This window comes from Streptoalloteichus hindustanus, assembly GCF_900129375.1.
In the GTDB taxonomy this organism is placed as follows: Bacteria; Actinomycetota; Actinomycetes; order Mycobacteriales; family Pseudonocardiaceae; genus Streptoalloteichus; species Streptoalloteichus hindustanus.
This window is the reverse complement of the sequence record NZ_FQVN01000005.1, coordinates 40,812-61,166: the sequence shown is the minus strand read 5'-3', so window position 1 is coordinate 61,166 and position 20,355 is coordinate 40,812. Positions and strand designations below refer to the sequence as shown.

At 72.9% G+C, this 20,355-nt stretch carries 20 protein-coding genes and 1 tRNA gene; 8 read left to right on the top strand and 13 right to left on the bottom strand.

Translation table 11 applies throughout. The annotated features are described in order from the left end of the window. Window positions 1-149: 149 nt before the first annotated feature. The 4 genes from BUE43_RS16285 to BUE43_RS16270 all read right to left on the bottom strand — a co-directional run bounded on the left by BUE43_RS16285 (window position 150) and on the right by BUE43_RS16270 (window position 3,973). Entirely contained in the window at window positions 150-773 is a 624-nt protein-coding gene (locus BUE43_RS16285) for a YbaB/EbfC family nucleoid-associated protein (protein WP_073484056.1), read from the bottom strand. A gap of 19 nt (window positions 774-792) precedes the next feature. Further along, complete coding sequence (locus tag BUE43_RS16280) at window positions 793-1,578, bottom strand: ESX secretion-associated protein EspG (protein ID WP_073484054.1); 786 nt, start codon at window positions 1,576-1,578, stop codon at window positions 793-795. Further along, the gene (locus tag BUE43_RS35610; protein ID WP_073484052.1) at window positions 1,571-3,346 is read right to left on the bottom strand and encodes a PPE domain-containing protein; all 1,776 of its coding nucleotides are present in this window, start codon (window positions 3,344-3,346) and stop codon (window positions 1,571-1,573) included. Before BUE43_RS35610 ends, BUE43_RS16280 begins: the two co-directional genes overlap by 8 nt. Window positions 3,347-3,529: 183 nt before the next feature. Further along, complete coding sequence (locus tag BUE43_RS16270; protein ID WP_234995757.1) at window positions 3,530-3,973, bottom strand: hypothetical protein; 444 nt, start codon at window positions 3,971-3,973, stop codon at window positions 3,530-3,532. A gap of 228 nt (window positions 3,974-4,201) precedes the next feature. Here BUE43_RS16270 and BUE43_RS16265 point away from each other — a divergent pair, with 228 nt between their 5' ends. Continuing rightward, on the top strand, window positions 4,202-4,420 hold the full coding sequence (locus BUE43_RS16265; protein WP_073484050.1) for a heavy-metal-associated domain-containing protein: 219 nt from the start codon (window positions 4,202-4,204) through the stop codon (window positions 4,418-4,420). Here the strand turns inward: BUE43_RS16265 and BUE43_RS16260 are convergent. Continuing rightward, the gene (locus BUE43_RS16260) at window positions 4,388-5,266 is read right to left on the bottom strand and encodes a DUF817 domain-containing protein (protein WP_073484048.1); all 879 of its coding nucleotides are present in this window, start codon (window positions 5,264-5,266) and stop codon (window positions 4,388-4,390) included. The two genes, BUE43_RS16265 and BUE43_RS16260, sit on opposite strands and share 33 nt — an antisense overlap. Window positions 5,267-5,574: 308 nt before the next feature. Here BUE43_RS16260 and BUE43_RS16255 point away from each other — a divergent pair, with 308 nt between their 5' ends. From BUE43_RS16255 to BUE43_RS16240, 4 genes are all read left to right on the top strand, one after another. Further along, window positions 5,575-6,801, top strand: coding sequence for a methyltransferase (locus BUE43_RS16255; RefSeq protein WP_073484046.1), 1,227 nt, complete (start codon window positions 5,575-5,577; stop codon window positions 6,799-6,801). 107 nt (window positions 6,802-6,908) lie between these two features. Continuing rightward, window positions 6,909-7,466, top strand: a complete 558-nt coding sequence (locus tag BUE43_RS16250) for a TetR/AcrR family transcriptional regulator (protein ID WP_073484044.1) — start codon at window positions 6,909-6,911, stop codon at window positions 7,464-7,466. After that, window positions 7,463-7,852, top strand: coding sequence for a DUF6463 family protein (locus BUE43_RS16245; RefSeq protein ID WP_234995756.1), 390 nt, complete (start codon window positions 7,463-7,465; stop codon window positions 7,850-7,852). The genes BUE43_RS16250 and BUE43_RS16245 overlap by 4 nt, the downstream gene beginning before the upstream one ends. A gap of 89 nt (window positions 7,853-7,941) precedes the next feature. Next, complete coding sequence (locus tag BUE43_RS16240) at window positions 7,942-8,373, top strand: DUF4345 domain-containing protein (RefSeq protein ID WP_159447743.1); 432 nt, start codon at window positions 7,942-7,944, stop codon at window positions 8,371-8,373. Window positions 8,374-8,489: 116 nt separating this feature from the next. Here the strand turns inward: BUE43_RS16240 and BUE43_RS16235 are convergent, their stop codons facing one another. The 4 genes from BUE43_RS16235 to BUE43_RS16220 all read right to left on the bottom strand — a co-directional run bounded on the left by BUE43_RS16235 (window position 8,490) and on the right by BUE43_RS16220 (window position 12,609). Continuing rightward, complete coding sequence (locus BUE43_RS16235; protein ID WP_073484040.1) at window positions 8,490-9,665, bottom strand: hypothetical protein; 1,176 nt, start codon at window positions 9,663-9,665, stop codon at window positions 8,490-8,492. A 131-nt stretch (window positions 9,666-9,796) separates the two neighbouring features. Next, a complete protein-coding gene (locus tag BUE43_RS16230; RefSeq protein WP_073484038.1) occupies window positions 9,797-10,264 on the bottom strand; it encodes a pyridoxamine 5'-phosphate oxidase family protein in 468 nt (155 codons plus the stop codon). 538 nt (window positions 10,265-10,802) lie between these two features. Continuing rightward, a tRNA-OTHER gene (locus tag BUE43_RS16225) sits at window positions 10,803-10,876 on the bottom strand. A 224-nt stretch (window positions 10,877-11,100) separates the two neighbouring features. Continuing rightward, the gene (locus tag BUE43_RS16220) at window positions 11,101-12,609 is read right to left on the bottom strand and encodes an alkaline phosphatase family protein (protein ID WP_073484036.1); all 1,509 of its coding nucleotides are present in this window, start codon (window positions 12,607-12,609) and stop codon (window positions 11,101-11,103) included. Between the two features lie 285 nt (window positions 12,610-12,894). Between BUE43_RS16220 and BUE43_RS16215 the strand changes: the two genes are divergently transcribed. Then, window positions 12,895-13,668 carry a DJ-1/PfpI family protein gene (locus BUE43_RS16215; RefSeq protein WP_073484034.1) on the top strand — a complete coding sequence of 258 codons (774 nt, stop codon included), beginning with the start codon at window positions 12,895-12,897 and terminating at the stop codon, window positions 13,666-13,668. A 160-nt stretch (window positions 13,669-13,828) separates the two neighbouring features. On the opposite strand, the gene BUE43_RS16210 is transcribed toward BUE43_RS16215, so the two are convergent. After that, on the bottom strand, window positions 13,829-15,253 hold the full coding sequence (locus BUE43_RS16210) for a selenium-binding family protein (RefSeq protein ID WP_073484032.1): 1,425 nt from the start codon (window positions 15,251-15,253) through the stop codon (window positions 13,829-13,831). Between the two features lie 346 nt (window positions 15,254-15,599). Further along, complete coding sequence (locus BUE43_RS16205) at window positions 15,600-16,160, bottom strand: hypothetical protein (RefSeq protein ID WP_073484030.1); 561 nt, start codon at window positions 16,158-16,160, stop codon at window positions 15,600-15,602. A 354-nt stretch (window positions 16,161-16,514) separates the two neighbouring features. On the opposite strand from BUE43_RS16205, the gene BUE43_RS16200 reads away from it, so the two are divergent. Then, window positions 16,515-16,964, top strand: coding sequence for a nitroreductase family deazaflavin-dependent oxidoreductase (locus BUE43_RS16200; protein WP_073484028.1), 450 nt, complete (start codon window positions 16,515-16,517; stop codon window positions 16,962-16,964). Between the two features lie 13 nt (window positions 16,965-16,977). Here BUE43_RS16200 and BUE43_RS16195 read toward each other — a convergent pair whose 3' ends face one another. Both BUE43_RS16195 and BUE43_RS16190 read right to left on the bottom strand, forming a co-directional pair. Then, window positions 16,978-18,651: an FAD-dependent monooxygenase gene (locus BUE43_RS16195; RefSeq protein ID WP_073484026.1), complete on the bottom strand. Its 1,674-nt coding sequence runs from the start codon at window positions 18,649-18,651 to the stop codon at window positions 16,978-16,980. 111 nt (window positions 18,652-18,762) lie between these two features. After that, entirely contained in the window at window positions 18,763-19,152 is a 390-nt protein-coding gene (locus BUE43_RS16190) for a VOC family protein (RefSeq protein WP_327083457.1), read from the bottom strand. A gap of 126 nt (window positions 19,153-19,278) precedes the next feature. Here BUE43_RS16190 and BUE43_RS16185 point away from each other — a divergent pair, with 126 nt between their 5' ends. Next, on the top strand, window positions 19,279-20,271 hold the full coding sequence (locus BUE43_RS16185; protein ID WP_073484024.1) for a phosphotransferase family protein: 993 nt from the start codon (window positions 19,279-19,281) through the stop codon (window positions 20,269-20,271). Window positions 20,272-20,355 lie beyond the last annotated feature (84 nt).

Genomic DNA, 20,355 nt, shown 5'->3' with positions numbered 1-20,355 from the left:
CTCGCTTGCTCGTCCACAGTGGACGAGGAGACCGCGGCAGGGAGCCGTCGGCTCCCGAGCGGTTCATCGTCCACTGTGGACGGAGGGGGTGGACGACGCGGACCGGCGGTCGCGCGCCGCGCCGGGCGCGCCGTGCCCCGGCCAGCGAGTCACCACAGGTCGACGTCATCGTCATCGTCGTCCTGGGGCTTCGTTTGGGGGTGCGGCCGGGCACGCCCGGCCGCACCCCCGCCCTGCCCCTCGAAAGTGGTCTGCGGGAAACCAGGCCCCTGTGGGGAACCGGGACCGGGCGCGGCGGGCCGCACGGGCGGCGCGGCCGGGCTGGGCGGCACGGGCGCGGAGGCCGGCGGGGCGGGAGCCGCCGCGGGCGGCGAGACGGGGGCGCCAGCGGCCCTGGCGGCCTGCTGCGCGTCGAGCTCCCGCTCCTCGGCCTCGTCCAGCTCGGGCAGGTGGCTGGTCAGCATGCCCATCGCCTCGGTGCCGGCGCCCAGCGGGGCGAAGGCCTCCGCGACCTTGTGCGCGGCCATCCGCTGTCCCTTGTGGACGGTCTCCATGATGAGCGCGGTGAGCCGGGCCGGACCGAGCTCGCAGGCGCGGTGCCCGAGCGCGAGCTGCTGGAGACCGCCGTTGGGCGCGACCGTGACGGTCACCGAGCCGTCCGGCGAGCTGACGGTCGTGGCCGCGGCCCCGATGTTCTCCTCCAGCTCCTGCGACTTCCGACGCAGGTCGGCCACGGTGGCCTCGAAGTCGGTCAGCCACTGCTGGGTTTCCACGAGAGGTCCTCTCCTGCCTTCAGTCCCGCGCGTCGACGAGCAGGTCGTCGACGCGGGCGGCCAACCGCGGGTTGTCGATGGGGGCGATGCTGAGCCAGTCGCCGTCCGGCACCGCCAGGTAGCGCCCCCGGTCGGTGTCGAACCAGCTCACCAACGGCCCGTGCCGGCGGGGGCCGCCGCCGTGCCGCTCGGCCCGGCTGACCCCGACCTGGCCGCCGGCGATCCGGGAGCCGGCCAGGTCCAGCAGCTCCTCGGCCCGCCCCGCCGGAACCCCGGCGCGCACCAGCGCCTGCCGCTCGTCCTCGTCGGGGTCGGCGAACGGGTCGTCGAGGTCCACGTCGTCCTGGCGCACGGCCCGCGCCAGCGCGGCCAGCGGCACGGTCATCGCCGCGCCGGGGCCGGCGGGCCGGGCCGGCACGAGGTCGACCACGGCGCCGGCCAGCGCGGTGGGCCGGATCGCGGACAGGCCCACCTCGTCGCCGTCGAGCACGGCCAGCGCCGCCGTCCGGCCGTCGCTGGCGGCCACCGCCCGCAGCGGCCGCCCGACGTGGCCGACCACGTCGACCAGGACGTCCGCCGTGGACAGGACGCGGAGCAGGTCGTCGAGGTCGGCGTCGAGCCGGCCCCGCCGCAGCAGACCGCGGTCGGCGAGGTCGGCGTGCACCTCGTCGCGCAGCTCGGCGCGCTCGGTGGCGGTGCGCCCGTGGCTGGGCACGTCGACCGGGTACGGCATCGGGCCGAGTTCCCGGTCCCGCCAGAGCACGTCCCAGGCGTGTCGGCTGAGGAGGTAGTCGTGGTCAGCCATTGTCCCGCGGCTTCTCGTGGTAGTTCCGCTTCTTGAAGGTCACGCCGATCACCGAGGGCGGCAGGCGGTCGGCGTCGGTGTCGAAGATGTCGTCGTCCTTGAGGTAGCCGGGAGCGCGGCGCTCCTTGTCGCCCTCGCCGCGCGCGCCGTGCCCGCCCGCGCCCATGCCACCGCCCATCGGGGTGCCCGGGGTGGACGCCGGTCCGGTCGTCGGACCCGAGCCCATCGGGCCGAAACCGGCCGGGCGGCCGCCCTGGGCGCCGATCCCGGTGCTGCCCCCGGGGCCGACCGGCGTGGAGCCGCGCGGTCCGCTCTCGGCGGGCGGGCCGCCCCACCCGCCACCGATGCCGGCACCGGACTTGAACCCGGCCGCGCCACCGCCGCCACCGCCGAAGCCGCCGGCACCACCACCGCCGCCGCCGAAGCCGCCTGCGGCGCGCGCCGCGGCCTCGGGCGACCACGCGGGGACGTTCGGCCGCCCGGGCGTCGGCCCCGTGCCCGGCCCGGCCACCGGAGGAGTCGGCGTGCCGGTCGGGCCGAAGCCGCCCTTGGGCTGCCACGGCGTGGGCGTGCCGCCGGGTTTGCCGCCAGGCAGGGCGTTCGGCACGCCCGGGGAGGGCGGGTTGTTCCCCGGGTTCCCCGAACCCGGCCACGAGCCGGGGCCAGGGACGTAGGTGCTGGGACCAGGAACGCGGGGGTCGGGCTGGCCGGTTCTTGGCCGGTACGGCGAGTCCTGACCGGTGGGTTTGGCTGGAACCGACGGGCCCGGCGTGTACTGGGGTGTCGTGGTGGACGGGCGGTAGTGGTCCTGGCCGGAGCCGCCGCCACCCCCGGACCAGCCACCGGACCAGCCGCCGGGCTGCTCCTTCGGCGTGGAGGTGAACTGCGGCGTGGTCTGGGTCTGCCCGCCGAAGTCCGGGGCCCCGCCACCGAGCGCCGGGACGCCTGGGACGGCGGGAGCACCGGCCACCAGGTGCCGCGCCTCCGTGGGGGTGTACCCCGTGGTGGCCCCGGGCACGGTGGCGGGCTGCGCGGCGCTCATGAGACTGACACCGCCGGTCTCCACCCTGGACCCGGCCGGAGCCCCCTGGTGGGCGCCCTGCGCCTCCGCCAGGGGCTGGCGGTCCCGCTGCGCGGCGTCCGGCGGTGGCGCGAACAACGGCGTGGTGGCGTCGACCGTCCGGGACTGCTGCTCCATCGCCACCATCACGTCGACCGCGTGCTGGTGCGCCGACTGGGACGCGACCTGTCGGGCCCGCAGGTCCTGCGTCATCGCCTGGAACCCGGCGAGGTCGCCACCGGCCTGGGGCGCGAACCGCGCGAGCTCCCGGTCGTAGTCGAAGTCCACCGGCTCCGGCATCGACGCCCTGGCCTGCTCGACGATCTGCGCCTGGTTCGCGACCTTGGCGCCCATCTGGTGCGCCGTCTGCCCCGCGCTCTCGCTCCAGGTGGCCAGCCGCAGCGTCGCCTGCCGGGCCGCGTCGGCCGCCGGACCCTGCCAGCCGGCCTCGGTGCCGCTGATCCGCTGGGCGAGGAGTTGGCTGGACGACAGCATCTCGGTGGCCAGGTCGGTCCACTCCTGCGCGAGCGAGTACGCCTGCCCGGGGTCGTTGCCCCGGTGCACCGCGTCGTACAGCTCGCGGTGCGACATGGCCGCCCAGTTCGGGCTCTCCGTCAGCACCAGGTCCACCGTGGCCCACGGTGCCACGGCCAGCACGCCCTCCGGCTTCGCGCCCGCCTCGGTCTGCGGCTCCACGCCCACCCTCACCCGATTCCCTCAGTCCTGCGACGTCCCGCGACAGCCGCCGCGCCGCCCGCGGCCCGAACCCTGTCGCCCCAGCCTGTCCGACCCAGTCCAGTTGACCCAGCCCAGTTGACCCAGCCCAGTTGACCCGGTCCTGCCGCCGCCCGGTGCTCCGCTCGGCCGTCGCCGACAGGCACCGGGGGCGCCTCACCCTTCGAGCCTGGAGAAGGTCCGGACGTGCCCGTCCTCGGTCTCGCGGTAGTGCCGCATCGCGTCGGCCACGGCGTCGTGCGCGTCCTCCAGGACGGCGCGGTACTGCTCCAGCACCGCGACGCACGAGTCGTCCCGCCCCTCGGCGCGGCGTTCGAACTTCTCGGCCATGGCCGCGCCGACCGGGTTGTCGCCCAGGGGAATCCGCCGCCCCATGCCGCGCGCCCGCGCCAGCCAGGCGTCGGCGATGTCGACCTGCTCCCGCAACGCGGTCCTGAGCTGCTCGCCGGCCGTGGGGTCCAACGAGAGCCGACCGGCGTCGACGTCCCGCTTGAGCGCGTCGACCTGCGCGACGGCCTGCGCCAGCGCGACGCGGGCCGTGACCGTCGCCGGCGACGCCGGCGTCGCTGGCGCCCCTGGCGCCACTCGGAGCTCCGCCACGTCTCCCACCGCTGCTCTCCCCATGTCGAGACCACGCGACACGTCCTGTTGTCCCCCTCGACCGCCCCGGCGGGAGGAGGACTCCGTCATGATCGGAGACGGACGGCGGGGCCGGGGTCCGCCGGGGCGATCCGGTGCCCGTACGGGCAGCGGGTCTGCCCCACGGGGCAACGGCGCGGCCGCGCCGGCGGACCGAGGCCAGCACACCGAGCGGCGGACGGGAGAACCGTGCCCAGCACCCACACGTTCATGATCACCGACATGCGGTGCGGCAGTTGCGCGTTGCTCATCGACGACGTGCTGGAGGACCTGCCCGGCGTGACCGACCCGCGCACCTCGGCGCGCCGGGGCCGCACCACCCTGCTGCTGGACACCACCCGCACCACACCCGAGCAGGTGATCGCCGCGATCGCCTCAGCGGGTTACACCGCCCACCTGCTGCCCTGAGCGGGGCGCCGCGACGCGGTCCGCCCCCGACCCGCCGCCCGGCCACCACACCAGGGCGGGGACCTCGCCCGGCTCCGGCCGCAGCCGGCCCCGCCGGGCCTGCCAGCTCGCGACCACCACGAACGCGACGCTGACGAGCAGCGCCCACGCGCCGAACTTCGACGGGTGCACCAGCCGCCACACCTCCATCTGGTGCGGGTACCGCCACGCGCCGAAGAAGGTGGCCACGTTCTCCGCCACCCACAGGAAGAAACCGATGAGCACGAACGACATCGTGAGCGGCATCCGGTAGCGGTGCCGGCCGACCGTGAAGTGCACGTGGGAGCGCCAGATCACGGCCGCCAACGCCACGGCGAGCGGCCACCGCAGGTCGGGCAGCCAGTGGTGGGTGACGAAGTTGACGTAGATCGCGGCGGCCACGAGCGCGGTCGCGAGCGGGCGGTAGCCGAACACCCGGAGCTCGTGCAGCCGCCACGCCCGGCAGACGTAACTCCCCACGGCGGCGTAGAGGAACCCGCTGTACAGCGGCACTCCCCCGATCTTGGTCAGCGCGTCCTCCGGGTAGACCCACGAGCCCAGGCGCACCTTGACGAGCTCGAAGACCAGACCGATCAGGTGGAACACCGCGACCAGCAGGACCTCCCTGGTGGTCTCCAGGCCCAGGAGCCGGAAGGTCAGGGTGGCCAGCAGCCCGTACGCCAGCAGCGCGTCGTACCGCGCGATCGGCAGATCGACCACTGTGGACACCGCGAGGCCGGCGAACAGCGTCACGGCGAACGCGCAGCACCGGGCCTGCACCCAGGCGAAGCGCAGCAGCTGGAGCGCTGCGAAGCGGAGCGAACTCACGACCCTGGGACGGCCGCGTCCCGGTCGTCGTTGTGCCGGGGAGGCGTGCGTCACGACCAGCGGCGCGCGGAGTGGTGTTCGGGAGACTCGTTTGCCCGCCTCGCCGCGGCTGTGCGAGAGTCCGACGACGGTTCCGCACGGGAGGGGTGGGCGCGATGACACTCGGCATGGTCCTCGGCGACCTCGTGGCACGCGCTTCGACGCGGGAGCCGGTCACCCCCTGACGTTCACGCCCGTTCGGGCGCCTCGCTCCTCGCGGTCGAAGTGATCTTCGTTGCCCTGTCGACGTGTGATCACGAGGAGCCCGTGTGCCCGAGATCAGCTGGTTCGAGGCCGGCGCGACGCGTTCCGCCCGCTGGCGCTCCGAGAACAGCCTTCCCCCGCCCCGTCGGGTCGTCGCCGCCGACGACCGCATGCGGGCCGACGCCGCCCACCGCCTCGCCCGCGCGGGAACAGCCCTGTTGTGGCGGGGCGACTTCTCCAACGCGCGCCAACTCCTCCGCGCCCTGGCGCGTCGGGTGGACCGCCGGCCGCCCCGCCCCGGCGCCACCCCCGAGGAGACGTTCCACCGCCTCCGCCAGGCCCGTCGGCACCGCGCCCGCGTGCTGGGCATGGTGCTGGTGCCGCTGGACCACGACCACAGCGTGCCGTTGCGCAGAGCGCCCGACGTGCGGCAGGCGTGCCTGGAGGCGTACGGCCCGGCCGACGGTCCCTCGGTGACCTCGCTGCGCGAGCTGCTCGGGGTGATCGGCGCCCACGAGTGGCGGCGCAGGGGCGTCGAGGTTCCCGCTCTGGGCGGGCGCATCCACCCGCACTACGGGGTCTTCTCCCCCGTGCGCAGCGAGTACGCCGACCTCGTGGCGACGGCTCCGCTCCCCCAGGTCCCTCCACTTCGGACTGATCACTACGGGTCCGGGCTAGAACGGCTCACCGCGTTCGACGTGGGCACGGGCACCGGGGTGCTGGCCGCGATCCTCGCGCGGCGCGGTGTCGAGCGGGTGGTGGCCACCGACCTCAACCCGCGCGCCGTCGCTTGTGCGCGGGAGAACATCGCCCGTCTGGGGCTCGCCGACCGGGTCGACGTGGTGTCGGCCAACCTGTTTCCCCCTGGGCGCGCGGCACTGGTGGTGTGCAACCCGCCCTGGCTTCCCGTCGCGCCGTCCTCCGCTCTGGAACGGGGCGTGTACGACGCGGGAGGCGGCATGCTCGACGGCTTCCTCCACGGGCTCGCCGACCATCTCGTGCCCGGCGGCGAAGGATGGCTCATCCTGTCCGACCTCGCCGAACACCTGGGTCTGCGGACCAGGGCCGCCCTCCTCCGCTCCGTCACGGACGCGGGGCTGCGCGTCCTCGGCCGAACCGAGGTCCGCCCCCGGCACTCCCGAGCCACCGACCCCGCCGACCCGCTGCACTTCGCCCGCGCCGCCGAGGTGACCTCACTGTGGCGACTCGGCCGTACCTCGGATGTCCACATCGGACACTCCACGGAGGATGGTGGTCTCGATCGCGCCTTCCTGGGCCACGAACGGGACTGAAGGGAGCCCCGACCAGCCCGGGCGTGGACGTGATCAGGGACTCGCCGGATGGGGCCGTACCGTACTGTACGGTATGGAGCGTTGATCCGAACGGCGGAGGGAGACGCATGGCGGGCAGGCCGGACTGGTTGGAGGCGGGTCTCGCGACGCTCGCCGAGGAGGGCGCTCCGGCGCTGACCATCGAGCGCCTGGCGGGACGGCTCGGGCTGACCAAGGGGTCCTTCTACCACCACTTCAAGAACATCGGAGTGTTCCGGTCCGCCCTGCTGGAGTACTTCGAGGCCCGGTGCACCACCGGCTACATCGACCTGGTGGAGCGGGCCGGCGGCTCGCCGAGGGCGCGGTTCGGCCGGCTGCTCGACCTGGTCCTGACCGACGAGCACCACCCGACCGACCTGGAGGTCGCCGTCCGGGCGTGGGCGCTGCAGGACGAGGAGGCCAGGGCGACCCAGGAACGCGTCGACCACCTGCGCACCGAGTACCTGCGGTCGCTGGCCGCCGGGTCGGGGGTGCCGGCGGAGGAGGTCACGCCGATCGCCCGCCTGCTGTACCTGGTGCTCGTGGGCGCCCACCAGGTGCTGCCACCGGTCTCCCCCGAGGAGATGCGTCCCGTCTACGCCCTCGCCATGCGGCTGTTGCCGGACGAACCGAGGAGTAACCCGTGAATCCCCTGGCCCGGTGGGTGCCCCGGCTGCTCGTCGTGACCGCGGTGGGCCACGCCGCCGTGGCCCTGGTCGAACCCAACTCCTGGGCCGACATCCTCCGGGAGGGGTTCGTCGGCACCGTGGTGGAGCCGGCGGGCGACTACTTCGCCCGCAAGGCCACCGTCTGGTTCCTGGTGGGCGGTCTCGCGCTGTTCGCCATCGCCCTGCTCACCCAGCACGTGGTGCGGACCACCGGCCGGCTCCCCGCCCGGGTCGGCTGGCTGCTCCTGGCGATGGGCGTGCCGCTGTGCCTGGTCTCGTTCCCGGCGACCGGAGCATGGGCGCTGCTCGTCATCGGGGTGCTCGCCCTGGTCGCCGCGCGCCAACCCCGCACCCGGCCGGAGTGACTCCGGTTGACCCACAACGCGTTCCCCGTCACCGAACCCAGGTCCGGGCCGGTCAGGAGAGCTACGCTCCCCGCAGGGAGGTCGTGATCATGTCATCTCGTCGAGCGCTCCAGGTGTTCCTGGCGCTGTTCGGTCTGTTCGCGGTCGGCAGCGGCGCCGCCGACATCGTGGTCGGCCCGTCGCTGCTGCCCGAGCCGATCCAGGCCAGCGTGAACGTCGACAACCACTACCGGTTCTTCGCCTCGCTCTGGCTGTCCCTGGGGGTCGTCGTCCTGTGGGCCGTCCCCCGGGTCGAGCACGCCACGTCGGCGGTGCGCGCCGTGTTCGCCGCCTTCTTCCTCGGTGGCGTCGCCCGCCTGGTCTCACTCCTGGCGGTCGGCGCCCCGCACGCGCTGCTCGTCGCGTTCACCATCGCCGAGCTGGTCTTCCCGCCGGTGATCATCCTGTGGCAGAACCAGGTGGCCCGGTCGGCCGCCATCACGCGGGCCAAGGCGGCGCTGTCGACGGGCGACCGCCCCTGAGTGTCCCCTGTGGACGGTGAGGGCGGGAACGACCACGCTGGGGGATTCGTGGTCGTTCCCGATCCTCCCCCACCCCGGGACCCGCGAACGGTCCCGGATGCTCACCAGCCCGGCCGTCAGGGTGCTGACGGCGAGCCGTCACGTCGGGCGTAGACGAGTCCGTTGTGGTCTGTTCGCCCGAACTTGCCGCCCACCCAGACCCGGCCACCCGGCAAGGCCGTCACAGCGGCGAACCTGCCACGCCCACCGGTCTTCGGCTCGATCGCAGTCCACCGTCGACCATCCCACTCGAAGAGCCCTCCCGTGCCGCCACCCGGCCCTCCGACAAGCCACACCCGACCTGATCCGTCGGCCGCCGGCGCACCGAAGTCCCCGTTGTAGTTCTCCAGGTAGCTAACGGTCACCTTCGTCCACTCCGAACCGGTCCAGTGCCACACCCGGGTTCGGGCGCTGTTGCGGCTGTAGCGGTGCACCCCGACGAGAAGAGGTCTCCCGTCCGGGGCGGCTCCCAACCCCACCCTGTCGACGCCGTCCTTGTCGGGCACGTCGCACCGGTGCCACGACCGGCCGTCCCAACGCAGGGCGGTCGCGATCCGCTTCTCGAACGGGCTCCCGACGAGCGCCCCGATCCAGACGTCGTCGGGCGAGCGGACGACGACGGTGTGGAAGCTCGCCCTGACCTCGGACAGCGGAGTCGGCACCACGGTCCAGTGCCGGCCGTTCCACCGCTGGAGAAGAGGACGGTTCTCCGGCCATCTGCCGTCGCCCGTGCTCTCGGTCTCACCGACCGCCCACACGTCGTCGGGGCCGGCGACGGCCACCGCCGACAGCGAGTTCTTCTGGTCAGCGGGGCTGGGGCTGGGTACGACCGTCCACTCCCGACCGTCCCAGTGCTGCGTGAGAGTGCGGATCCGGGTTGTCGGATCTCTCTGCTCGCCGACGGCCCACACGTCGTTCCTCGCCGACCCGGCGACAGCCCGCAGTTTCACGTCCTCCACCGAGGGCGTCGGGACGTTCTGCCACGCGCGTCCGTCCCAGCGGAGGGTGAGCGCGCCGGCCGCGGAGCGGCCCACCGCCCAGACCTCCTCGTCCGCGACGGCGGCCAGGCCGGTGATGTCCTCGGGAGCGGGGTCCCGCGGCAGGGAGACCGGGCACCATCCCTCTTCGCACTCAGGTGGTTTGCTCTCCTGACGGGGCTCCGCCCCCGTGGCGGGCACACCGGTCGCGGTGACGGCCAGGACCGCGCCGACCACGGCGGCGAGCCGGCGCGTTCTTCTGGTGGCCTGGAACACGGCGGTGGTTCCTCCCCAGGGCGAGCCACAGTCCCGTTCGACCTCGCGCCCACCGTGGCACCCGCCGCGGTGGGCCGCCAACCGCCTTGTGTCCCAACCGTTCTCGGACATTCGGCGGTCGGCGCGTTCCGTCACCGGTAGCGCTGCGCCCAGTCCTGTCCCTGCCACGTGCGCAGGGAGACCGGGTCCAACCGGAACAGCCACCGGGGCCGCTCCAGGGTCGGCCAGAGGTAGCTCACCCCGTGCTCGCCCAGGTACCGCGTGCTCATCCGCCTCGCGATGGACACCCACCGCCCGCCGACGTTCGGCTCCTCGACCAGGGCCGCCAGGCACCGGGCCACCACCTTGCGCTGCCGCCCCTCCTCGTCGACGGTGATGGCGCACCTCGGCTCGACCGCGAGGTAGGACGCCCACGCCGATCCTGCTCGTGGCACGACCCAGAAGGCGTTGCCGTCCCACTCGTGCCAACAGGGGACCACGTAGGGCCAGCCGTCGTCGTCGAGACAGGCCACCCTGGCGATGTGCGGTTCGGTCAGGAACTCCGCGAGTTCCCTGTCGTCCAACGGGCCGACCTTGCCGCGCCAGTCCTCGGACTCCATCACGCTTCCCGTCGTTTCTCGGCGTCCGGACAAAACAGGCACGACGGTACGCGGAGAAGAAGGCCGTGAGGCCCGCCGAATGCCAAAGTTCGTACGGCCGTACGACTACACGAGGACGCCCCGAAGTGGACTATCGGCGCGCCTTCGCGACACCGGGGAGAAGCGCCCGCGACGCCGACACACGGGCTCACCGTCGGGTCGCGACCGTCCACCCGGCACTGATACCGAGTCGACAGAGAAGCCGACAGAGAAGCCGGCAGAACCAAGGCCTGGCAGGGCATCCCGGTGGTGTCGAAGGAAAAAACTCTGACAGCTTCGCCCCGCGGCTGCGAACGAGAAGCGGGCGGCGCGGCCGACGCTCGACGAGCGGGATTCCGACGCGAGCCCGTGGTCAGGGCCGCCAGGACCGACGCGTCCCGACTTCCGCCCCCACCGGGCTCACTGTCCACAGTGGATTTCCCGTCGGCCGGCGGGGCGCCCCCCGGACGGGCCGGCGGTCCCCGGCTGTCGGTCAGCGCCGGGGACCGCCGGGACGACGACCCGCCGGCCGGGTTCGAACCGGCGTCCTCCTGGCCCCAGGGCCAGGCACTCTGCCCCCTGAGCTACGGCGGGACCGCCCATTCTCCCCCTCCCCGCCGGGGGACGCCACCAACAACGCGGAGTTCGCCTCCGCCATCCCGGCGCGACGGTGCGCGCACAACGGCGGGCGTCCGAAAGGGGCAGTCTTCGAAAGAGGCAGTGCTCGAAAGAGACAGTGCTCGAAAGAGGCAGTACCGAAAGGGGCAGTGCCCGCGCCGGGAGGGAGGGTGGCGCGGGCACTGCCCGGGAACGGGTCGTCAGTCGACCCGGAGATCGTCGATCGCCCAGTACCAGTTGTTGCTGGCGTCGTGGTAGCGGAACTTGACCTTCACCGTGCCCGCGCCGGCCGGAACCGCGACCGGCAACGCCTCCACCGACGAGACGACGTCGGTGTCGTAGCGCTTGACGAGCTGGTCGGGTCCGCCGTCGAAGGACACCAGGACGTCCGCCTTCTGCGCGCCCTCCTGCCGGTAGTGGTTGACGAAGCGCAGGGTCAGCGCCGACTTCCCGCTCACCGCGTAGGGCGCGGAGACCAGGGTCGAGTCGAAGCTACCGCCGCCGGACCGGTCGGCGAACTCGTCGGAGTCGGCGACGGCGAAGACACCGCGCGCCCGCACGTTGTTCTCCCGCCACTGCCCGGACTGCGTGCGACTCCAGAACTGGTCGTTGGTGAAGGACCAGCCGCGCCACTCGGTCACGCCGCCGCCGGGCATCCCCGACCGGTCGACCGACCATCCGCTGGGCGCGGTGTGGGTCCACCCGCGCACGGACGCGGGGATCTCCGTCTCGTCGACCCTCGGCTTCAACTGTCCCGCCAAGGTGTCGAACGGGTCGGCGCTCCGCTCACCCAGCGGCTTGCCATCGAGCTTCCACCCGGCGTCGGCCGGGACCCCGAGGTGCCGGAAGACGGTCGACGCGACGTCGACCAGGCGCGTGTCGATCGGGCGGGCGCCGGCGGCGAGGCCGGCCCCGGAGCCGAGCAGGAACGTGCTGCGCTCGGCGACACCGCAACCGCCGTGCCCGCCCCGGTCGGTGTGCCCGTGGTCGGTGGTCACGACGACCAGCCAGTTCTCGGCGGAGTAGGTGGAGCGGGACCGGACCGCCGCGAGGATGCGGGCGAGCTGCTGGTCCTGCTTCGCGATGGCCGACAGGTACTCCGCGCTCGCCGCGCCCTTGCTGTGCGCCACCTCGTCGGTGTGGCCCAGGTAGACGAAGGACGCGTCGGGGTTTCCGGTGCGCAGCAAGCGCTCCGCGTCGGCGGTCACCTTCTCGTCCAGTTCGGCGTAGCCGTCCCGGTCGCCGTCGTAGGTGATCCGGGTGTCGACGGCGTCGGAGAAGGTGCCCTGCCGGTGCAGCGCCGCCCAGTCCACAATGGACAGCGTGGAGTAGCGGGGGTCGCGCTTCTCCAACCGGGTCAGGAAGTCCGGGTACTGGTCGTAGCGCTTGCCGGCGAACGAGTTGTCCTTGACGCCGTGCTTGTCCGGCCAGACGCCGGTCGCGATGGTGGACCAGCCGGCCCCGCTCCAGGTGCCGGCCATCGGGGAGCAGTAGAGCAGGCTCTCCCCCAGGGTCCCGCCGGCCGCGAGGGCGTCCAGGGTGGGCGCGTCCGCCGCGGCCACCCGGTCCCACCGCAGGCCGTCCATGCCCACGACCAACACCTTCGGCGTCGCGGCGGCGGCCGTCGGCGCGCCCACCCCGACCACCGCCGCCAACGCGGCCAGCGCGGCGGTCGCCGCGGCCAGTACCGATCTCGCCCGAGTTGTCACCTGTGCTGCCTCCTGTCCTCGGTCCGCGGCGGAGTCCACCGCATATCGAAGACTCCGAGGTGAACGTCGCTCGTTCGCCCGGGGAACGCCGGTTCACCACTCAATGGACTGAGCCGATCACGCGACGTCACCGGCCGTTCGCCGCCGTCCTCACCACCCCGTCGGGCGCGGTGGGCGATCTCACCCGCGCCCGGCGGCCGGAGCGCGCCCCGAGCCCTGTACGTAGCCGCACTACCTATGAGAACCTGGGCCGAGAGTGATCAACATCCTGGGGAGGAACGCTCCATGGGCAGCAGTCGACGGGACGTGTTGCGCGCCGCGGCGGTGGGCGGAGTCGGGCTGGGCCTGACCGCCCTGGGCGCACCGGCCCACGCGGAGGGCGCCGAGCCACCGCGCCAGGACCAGCGGGGCAAGGGGCCGCGGATCGGAATCCTGCTCTACGAGGGGTTCAGCGTGCTGGACCCGACCGGCCCCGCCGAGGTGCTGTCCCGGCTGCCGGGCGCGACCGTGACGATGATCGCCGAACGGCCGGGCCTGGTGCGGACCGACACCGGCGACATCGCGTTGCTCGCCGAGCGCTCGATCGCCCAGGTGCGGGACCTGGACGTCCTGCTGGTGCCGGGCGGCAGCGAGAAGGCCGTGCTGCGGGTGTTCGAGAACCCGCGGCTGCTGGACTGGATCCGCCGGGTCCACCAACGGACGCGGTGGACGACGTCGGTGTGCACCGGCTCGATGATCCTGGGCAAGGCCGGGCTGCTCAACGGACTCCGGGCCACGACCTACTGGGCCGGCAAGGACTATTTGGAGACGCTCGGCGCGACGTTCGTGAAGGCGCGCTACGTCCGGGACGGGAAGATCATCACCTCGGCCGGGGTGTCCGCCGGCCAGGACATGGCGCTGTACCTGGCCTCGCTCCTGACCGACGACCGCACGGCGCAGGCCGTGCAGCTCGGCATCGAGTACGACCCGCACCCGCCGTTCGACACGGGCAGCCCGGACAAGGCCGACCCCGAGCTGCGGGCGCTGGCGCTCAAGCTGCTCGCCGACTCCCAGGTCTGAGCCAGGAGCCGAGCGCCGAGCGCACCTCGCCGTCGGGGCCGGGCCGTGCTTGCCCGGCCCGGCCCCGACGGAAGGCGCTGACAAAAGGCAGTGGCAGAAGGCGTCAAGAGAAGGAACTGACAGAAAGCGTTGACAGGACGCGGCCCGCGCCCCCGCCGTACTACCGCCGGAAGCAGTAGGAGTCGGAGGAGGAATCCCCGCCCTGCAACCGGACCTGGTGGACGCGCAGGCCCCGGAACTCGTCGCCGCGCGGGAAGAACCGCTCGTCGAGCCGGAGGCCGCCGCCGGCGTCCGGGTCGGTGTCGATCTTGGCCAGCCAGGCTCCCACGCCGTCCGGGTAGAACTGGTCGTCCCAGGAGCCGTACAGGGAGTTGGTCAGGTAGATCCGCCGGCCGTCCCTGCTCACCTCGACCATCTGCGGACCGCCGGCCAGACGCCGTTCGGGGTCGGCCGGGTGCGCGGCCCTCGCGGTGATGCCGCCCAACCGCACGGAGCCGACCTCGCGCGGCGCGGCCGGGTCGCTCACGTCGTACTGCTTGAGCTCCCCAGTTCCCCAGCACGAGACGTAGAGGAACCTGTCGTCGACGGACAGGTTGATGTCGGTCACCAGTGGCGGCACCGCGCCGAAGGGTTTGAGGGCCGGCGGCAGCAGGTCGGGGTCGGCCGGCTCGGCCGGGATGGTGATCACCTTGTCCGCCGCCCACCGGTCGCCGTCCCGGCGCCAGCGCCACACCGACGCCGACAGGTCCTCTGTGGACACCACGACGCCGACGAACCCCCACGTGGCGTCGGGATCGTGCGCCGGGCGCAGCTCCAGCGCCATCTGGTGCTGCTCCCCGAGGTCGACCCGCTGCACGTGCCGCCCCTCGGCCAGGTCCCAGAAGTGCAGCGCGTGCCCGTACTTGTTGGCCAGCAGCAGATCGGGCACCAGACCGTCCTCGATCATGCCCGGCGTGCCCCACTCGCTGGTCACGAGGGTGTTCTGGTTGAGGTGCCACCAGGCGTCGTAGGCGAGGTGCTGCGGCCCGCGGTCGGTCTCCCACGCGCGCAGGACCTCGAAGGTGTCGTGGTCCAGCAACGCGATCCCGCCCGGCCCCTCCGACCCGTTCGCCCCGCCGAGGCAGGACAGGTAGATCCCGGTGGGGCCGCAGTGCAGCGTGTGCGGGCGCGAGTACCCCGCCCGCTCGGCCAGTTCCTCGGCGGTGATGGTCTTGGCCAACGCGGGCCGGCGCGGGTCGGGGTGGGTGTCGAGCACGTGGATGTTCGACGAGCGCAGGCCGGGCAGGAGCAGATAACGGCGCCGCAGGTCGGTGACGTCGTGGCACGCGTGCGCGAAGGCGCTGCTGCAGGCGTTCCAGCCGAAGTGGTGCAGCTCGTCGCCGAGCGTGGGCATGTCCACCCACCCCACGACCCGGCCGTACTCGGCCGAGTTCGGATCGACGTCCACAGTGGCCAGTGCGTCGGGTCGCTCTCCCGCACGGTCGAAGGCGACGACGTAGGCGATCTCCTCGACCGGGGCGGCGACGGCCTCGGCCGGGCTGCGGTAGAAGGTGGGATCGCTGGTGCCGTGCGGCGTGTGGGCCATGAGCTCCTCCTCACGGCGGCCGCTCCGCCGGGGTCCCTGTCGACGCTCCCGCCTCCGGTGCCGCCGTGACCCCAGCGTTCAACGATCACCGTGACGTGACAAGGCGTCCCCCACCCGCCCGCGCCGAGATCCACCCGTTCGTCGGCGGACACCCCCACGAACGGCGGCGTTCCCGAGCCCGTTCTTCCCACTTCCCGGGATCGCCGAGGACGACGGCGAGCCCTGTGGTCCGCCGTTCTGCCGACGAACCACAGGGCACCGGGTGGCGGCTCGGATGTCAGGCACAACCCGACGCGGACCGCGGTCGCTCGGGGTCGGGCCGGGTGAACCGTGTTGTCCCGCCTGGTCAGTCGGCCTCGACGGCCCGCCAGTAGGCGAACTCGCGGAAGTTCGGGAGGACACTGGCGTAGAACACCAGCCACCCCTTCCCGCCCACCGGGTAGGTCGCGTAGTTCCCGTACGCCTCCAACAGGAATCCCCGGTTCGAATGCCGCACGGCGAAGACCGTCGCCGAGCTCTCGGTGTTCAGTCGGACGCCGTTCCCGACGACCTGCCAGTACCGGTAGCCGCCCCAGTTCGCGGACGTCGACTCGACGACGTAGCCCTCGCCCTTGCGGTGGAAGACCACGGGGGTGCCGTGCCGGCCCCTGTCGTTGGTCAGCAGGACGTAGTCCCAGTTCATGTAGGGCTCGAAGGTGACTCCCCTGGTGGGGTCCTCGTTCAGCTCCAGGTAGTAGCGGGTGCCGGGCACGATCCCGTCGGCCGGGGCGGTGCGCTCCGCCACCGCCGGGCCGACGGCGGTTCCCGCGCCGCGCGCGGACGGTTCCGCGGCCACACCGGGCGAGGTCAGGGTGAGCATCGTGAGGCACGCGATGGCAGCCAGCAGGGAACTGCGGAATCGGCGCATGGCTTCATGCCTTCCGTGTGGGATACCGGTCGGGCGGAGATTCGGCGTCGGGAACACCCGGAGCCGGGTCCAGGTCCGTCGCCCCGTCGCGTCGCCTCGACACCCACCTCGGGCCCTCGGGTGACCTTGGGTGATCGGTTCGCTCCGCCCGGTGATCACGCTAGGGCAGACGGCCCAGCCGGCACAGATCTGTTCGGGTGAAGATCGTCCAGGTGATCGGGAGGCGGCCCACGCGCGGTCGCCGCGATCCCCTTGCGCCGTCGAGGGTTTTCACCCCAATCGAAATCGGCGAGGACAGGCGACCGTCGGACACCGCCTCGGTCGGGAATCCACCGAGGGCTAGCATCCACGGGCATGCGGAAGATCCCGCGTTGGTTGGCGCGAGCACCGATCCCGCTCTTCCGAGCCGGCCTCGGCATCCTGCTCGGCCGACGGTTCGTCATGGTCGAACACACCGGCCGGAAGAGCGGCCAGGCACGCCACGTCGTGCTGGAGGTCCTGCTCCGCGAGCCCGACGCGGTCGTGGTCGCGTCCGGCTACGGGCGGGCGTCGCAGTGGTTGCGCAACGTCGAGGCCACGCCGAGGGTTCGGTTGTGGTGGGGCCGGAACCGCGGCGTGGCCGGGCGGGCGCACGTCCTCGCCCCCGAGGAGTCCCGACGCCGGTTGGACCGGTACCGCCACGAGCACCCGGGTCAGGCGAGGATCGTCGCGTCGGCGCTCGGCCTGCCCGAACTGACCTCGGCCGAGCCGTTGCCGGAGGACATCGGGCGACGCGTTCCCCTGGTGCGCTTCGAAATCACCTGACCCGGGACAACGCTCAGGCGGAGTTCGCGCCGCGCTCCGCGACGTCGGTCGGCGACGACGCGACGGACGTCGCCGCCGCCAGGGTCTCCCGCGCGGGCCGCATTCCCAGGCGGCGCAGGTACTCCCGCAACGCCCGCTCGGGCTCGGTGTGGGTGATCAGTCCAATGTGGCCGTCTGGGCGGATGACGACGAGGCTGTTCTCGCGGGCGCCGTAGGCGCGTCGGATGCCACCGCTGGTGTCCGCGATCGTCCTGACGCCACCAGAAGCAGGACGGTCGGTGGAGGTCACCGCGTAGACCCGCAAGGTTTCCTCATGCCCGCGCACCACCCGCTCGGCCGCCTCCGCACTGCCCGCGCCGAAGGCGAGCAGCGTGAAGTGCTTGCCCCGCATCAGATCCAGCAACAGGACGGGCCGACTTTCACCGGGGATTCGCCCGACCCCGCCGGGTGCCGGGTCGCCGGCGCGCACGCGGGCGCGGGGACTTCCGAGGTGCAGGCTCAGCGAGCTGTCGCGGTAGCGGGGCCGGTCCTCGCGGTCCTGGCGTTGCTGTCGCGCCAGGAACGGCTTGATCAGGAACCGGAGGAGGGGCCGCAACGCCGCCGGCGGCGTGGCCGCGGAGAAGCGCCGGTCGCTCTCGGCCAGCACCGCACGGGCGACGGGCAGCCGCTCGGCCTCGTAAGTGTCCAAAAGGGACTCCTCCGCCCTGCCCCGCATCACCAGCGCGAGTTTCCAGCCGAGGTTGTAGGCGTCCTGGATGCCGGTGTTCATGCCGAACGCGCCGAACGGGCTGTGGACGTGGGCGGCGTCGCCGGCCAGGAAGACCCGCCCCGCGCGGTACTGGTCCACCATCCGCAGGTTGTACCGCCAGACGGAGAGCCACTCGGGCTCGCCCAGCTCGATGTCGTCGCGCCCCGTCCGCTCGACCACGGCGCGCCGCAGGGTCTCCACGGTCGCCTCGGGCCACTCCCCCGCCGCGTCCGGGTGGAGCGACGCGACGACCTGCCAGGTGTCGGCGTGCGGGGTGGGCCGGAGGACGAGCAGCCCGGAGTCGCCCAGCCACAGGTGGACGGCGTCGTCGGCCAGTCCGCGCACCCGCGCGTCGGCGAGGAGCGCGCGGGCCTCCTCGTCGGTGGAGCCGCGGAAGGCCAGGCCGAGTCGGTGGCGGACGAAGCTGCGTCCCCCGTCCGCCCCGACCAGGTAGCGGGCGCGCACGGTTTCGGTCGTCGCTGGCGCCGTGCCGTCGTCCTGGCGGAGGGTCGCGGTCACCCCGTCCTCGTCGGCGGCGAAGTCGGTGAGCTCGCAGCCGAAGTCGACCTCGCCGCCCAGTTCCGCGAGCCGGGCGCGCAGGATGGCCTCCGTGCGCCACTGGGGAAGCGAGACCGAGTTGGGGTAGGCGCTCCGGGCGCTGGCCGGCTCGGCCGGCGTCCGCAGGTCGAACAGGGGCGGGTGGCCCAGGTGGAAGCGGAGGTGGCTGTCGGTCCGGCCGCCCGCCAGGACGCGGTCCGCGACGCCGAGGTCGTGGAACACCTCCATCGTCCTGGGCTTGACGCCGAAGCCCCGGGAGCCCCGCGACGGCTCGGCGGCCCGGTCCACCACGCGGCAGCCGATCCCCCTGCGGAGCAGGTCGCAGGCCAGGGTCAGCCCGGTCGGGCCGGCGCCCGCGATCAGCACCTCGACGTCGTCCATACTCCGAGACTGACACGTCCTGCCAGACATGTCAATCTCGACTCGTCGCGTCGAGCTGACAGCCCTGGCCGCGACACCGCCGAGCTCTTGTCCAGAGTGGACAACCGGAGCTCAGTCGACCTGGGCGAGCAGGACGAGGTTGCCGCAGGTGTCGTCGAGAACGGCCTGGAGGACCAACCCCTCCCTCGTCGGCTCGACGGGGAAGACCGCGCCCAGCCCCCGCATCCGCTCGTACTCGGCCGGCAGGTCGTCGACGGCGAACAGGGTGGCGGGCACGCCCGCCTCGAACATCGCGCGCTGGTAGCTCCGCGCGACCGGGTTGCCGTTGGGCTCCAACAGCAACTCCACCCCCTCGGGCCCGTCGGGCGAGGCCACGGTCAGCCACCGCCCGTCCCCGGCCAGGATGTCGTTCTTCTTCACGAAACCGAGGACGTCGGTGTAGAACCGGAGCGCCTCGTCCTGGTCGTCGACGTACAGACTGGTCACGGCGATCCTGATCACGGTGTTCCTCCCGGGTGCGACCCGCCTCGCGGTGTCACGCGGTCAGTGGCATGCCGCCATCGTCACGCCATCCGCGCCCGGGCGCAGGACCACACCGCACGGACGGGGCGTGGCTATCCTGGCGCGGTGCTCCCGGACCTCGATGTGATCACGTCGGACGAGAGCTACGCGGCGCTCCGCAACGACGGGACGTTCTGGGAACCCTGGGTTCGCGTGGCCCTGCGCGACCTGGGCCTGCCGCAGCCCGGATCGCTCAGGGTCCCGGGAGAGAGCACCAATCCCGTTCTGGTGAGCGACACCGGCCTGGTCGTCAAGCTGTACGGGGAGCACTGGTGCGGGCCGGACAGCCACGAGTCCGAACGGGCCGCCCTCGATCTGCTGGACGGACACGACCTCCCGGTGCCCCGGGTGCTCGGGCGCGGTGAGCTTCGCCCCAGCGGGCCGGGATGGCCGTGGCCGTACGTCGTGATGTCCACAGTGTCCGGACGACCCTGGCGCGATGCTTCGTCCACTGTGGACCAATGGACCCGCGTCGCGCTCGCCGGGCGGATCGGCGAGCTGGTCCGCCGACTGCACGAGCTTCCCCTCGCCGGAACGGACGTGCTGCGCCGAGCGGACACGTTCACCGAGATGTTGCGCGAACGCCGGGCCGCCACCGTCGACGACCACCGGAGGCGGGGCTACCTCTCCCCACGGCTGCTCGACCAGGTCGAGGGCTTCCTGCCGGACGTCGACGCGGTGCTGGCCGGCCGACCCCGGGTCTTCGTGCACGGCGACCTGCACGGCGGCAACGTGTTCGTGGACAGCGAACGGCGCGAGGTCAGCGGACTGATCGACTTCAACGACACCTACGTCGGCGACGCCCGCTACAGCCTGGTCCAGTTGCACCTCAACGCCTTCCGCGCCGACCGCGAGCTGCTCGCGGCCGCCCTGGCCGGCGCGCGCTGGCCGGTCTCACCGACCTTCGCCCGCGAGATGCTGGTCCTCACCTTCCTGCACGACTTCGACGTCCTGGACCAGGTTCCGCACGACCTCACGCGGATCGAGGACCTGGACGAGCTGGCCGACCTGCTGTGGGGCATCCCCGAACGGCCCCGTGGGACGAAGTCGGGAAGTTGATCGCGTTAGTTCCGTTCGGCACAACAGAAGGAGAGCACGTGGCGTCGTCAGCCTCGTGCTCTCCTTCTGTTCTCTCGGATTCAC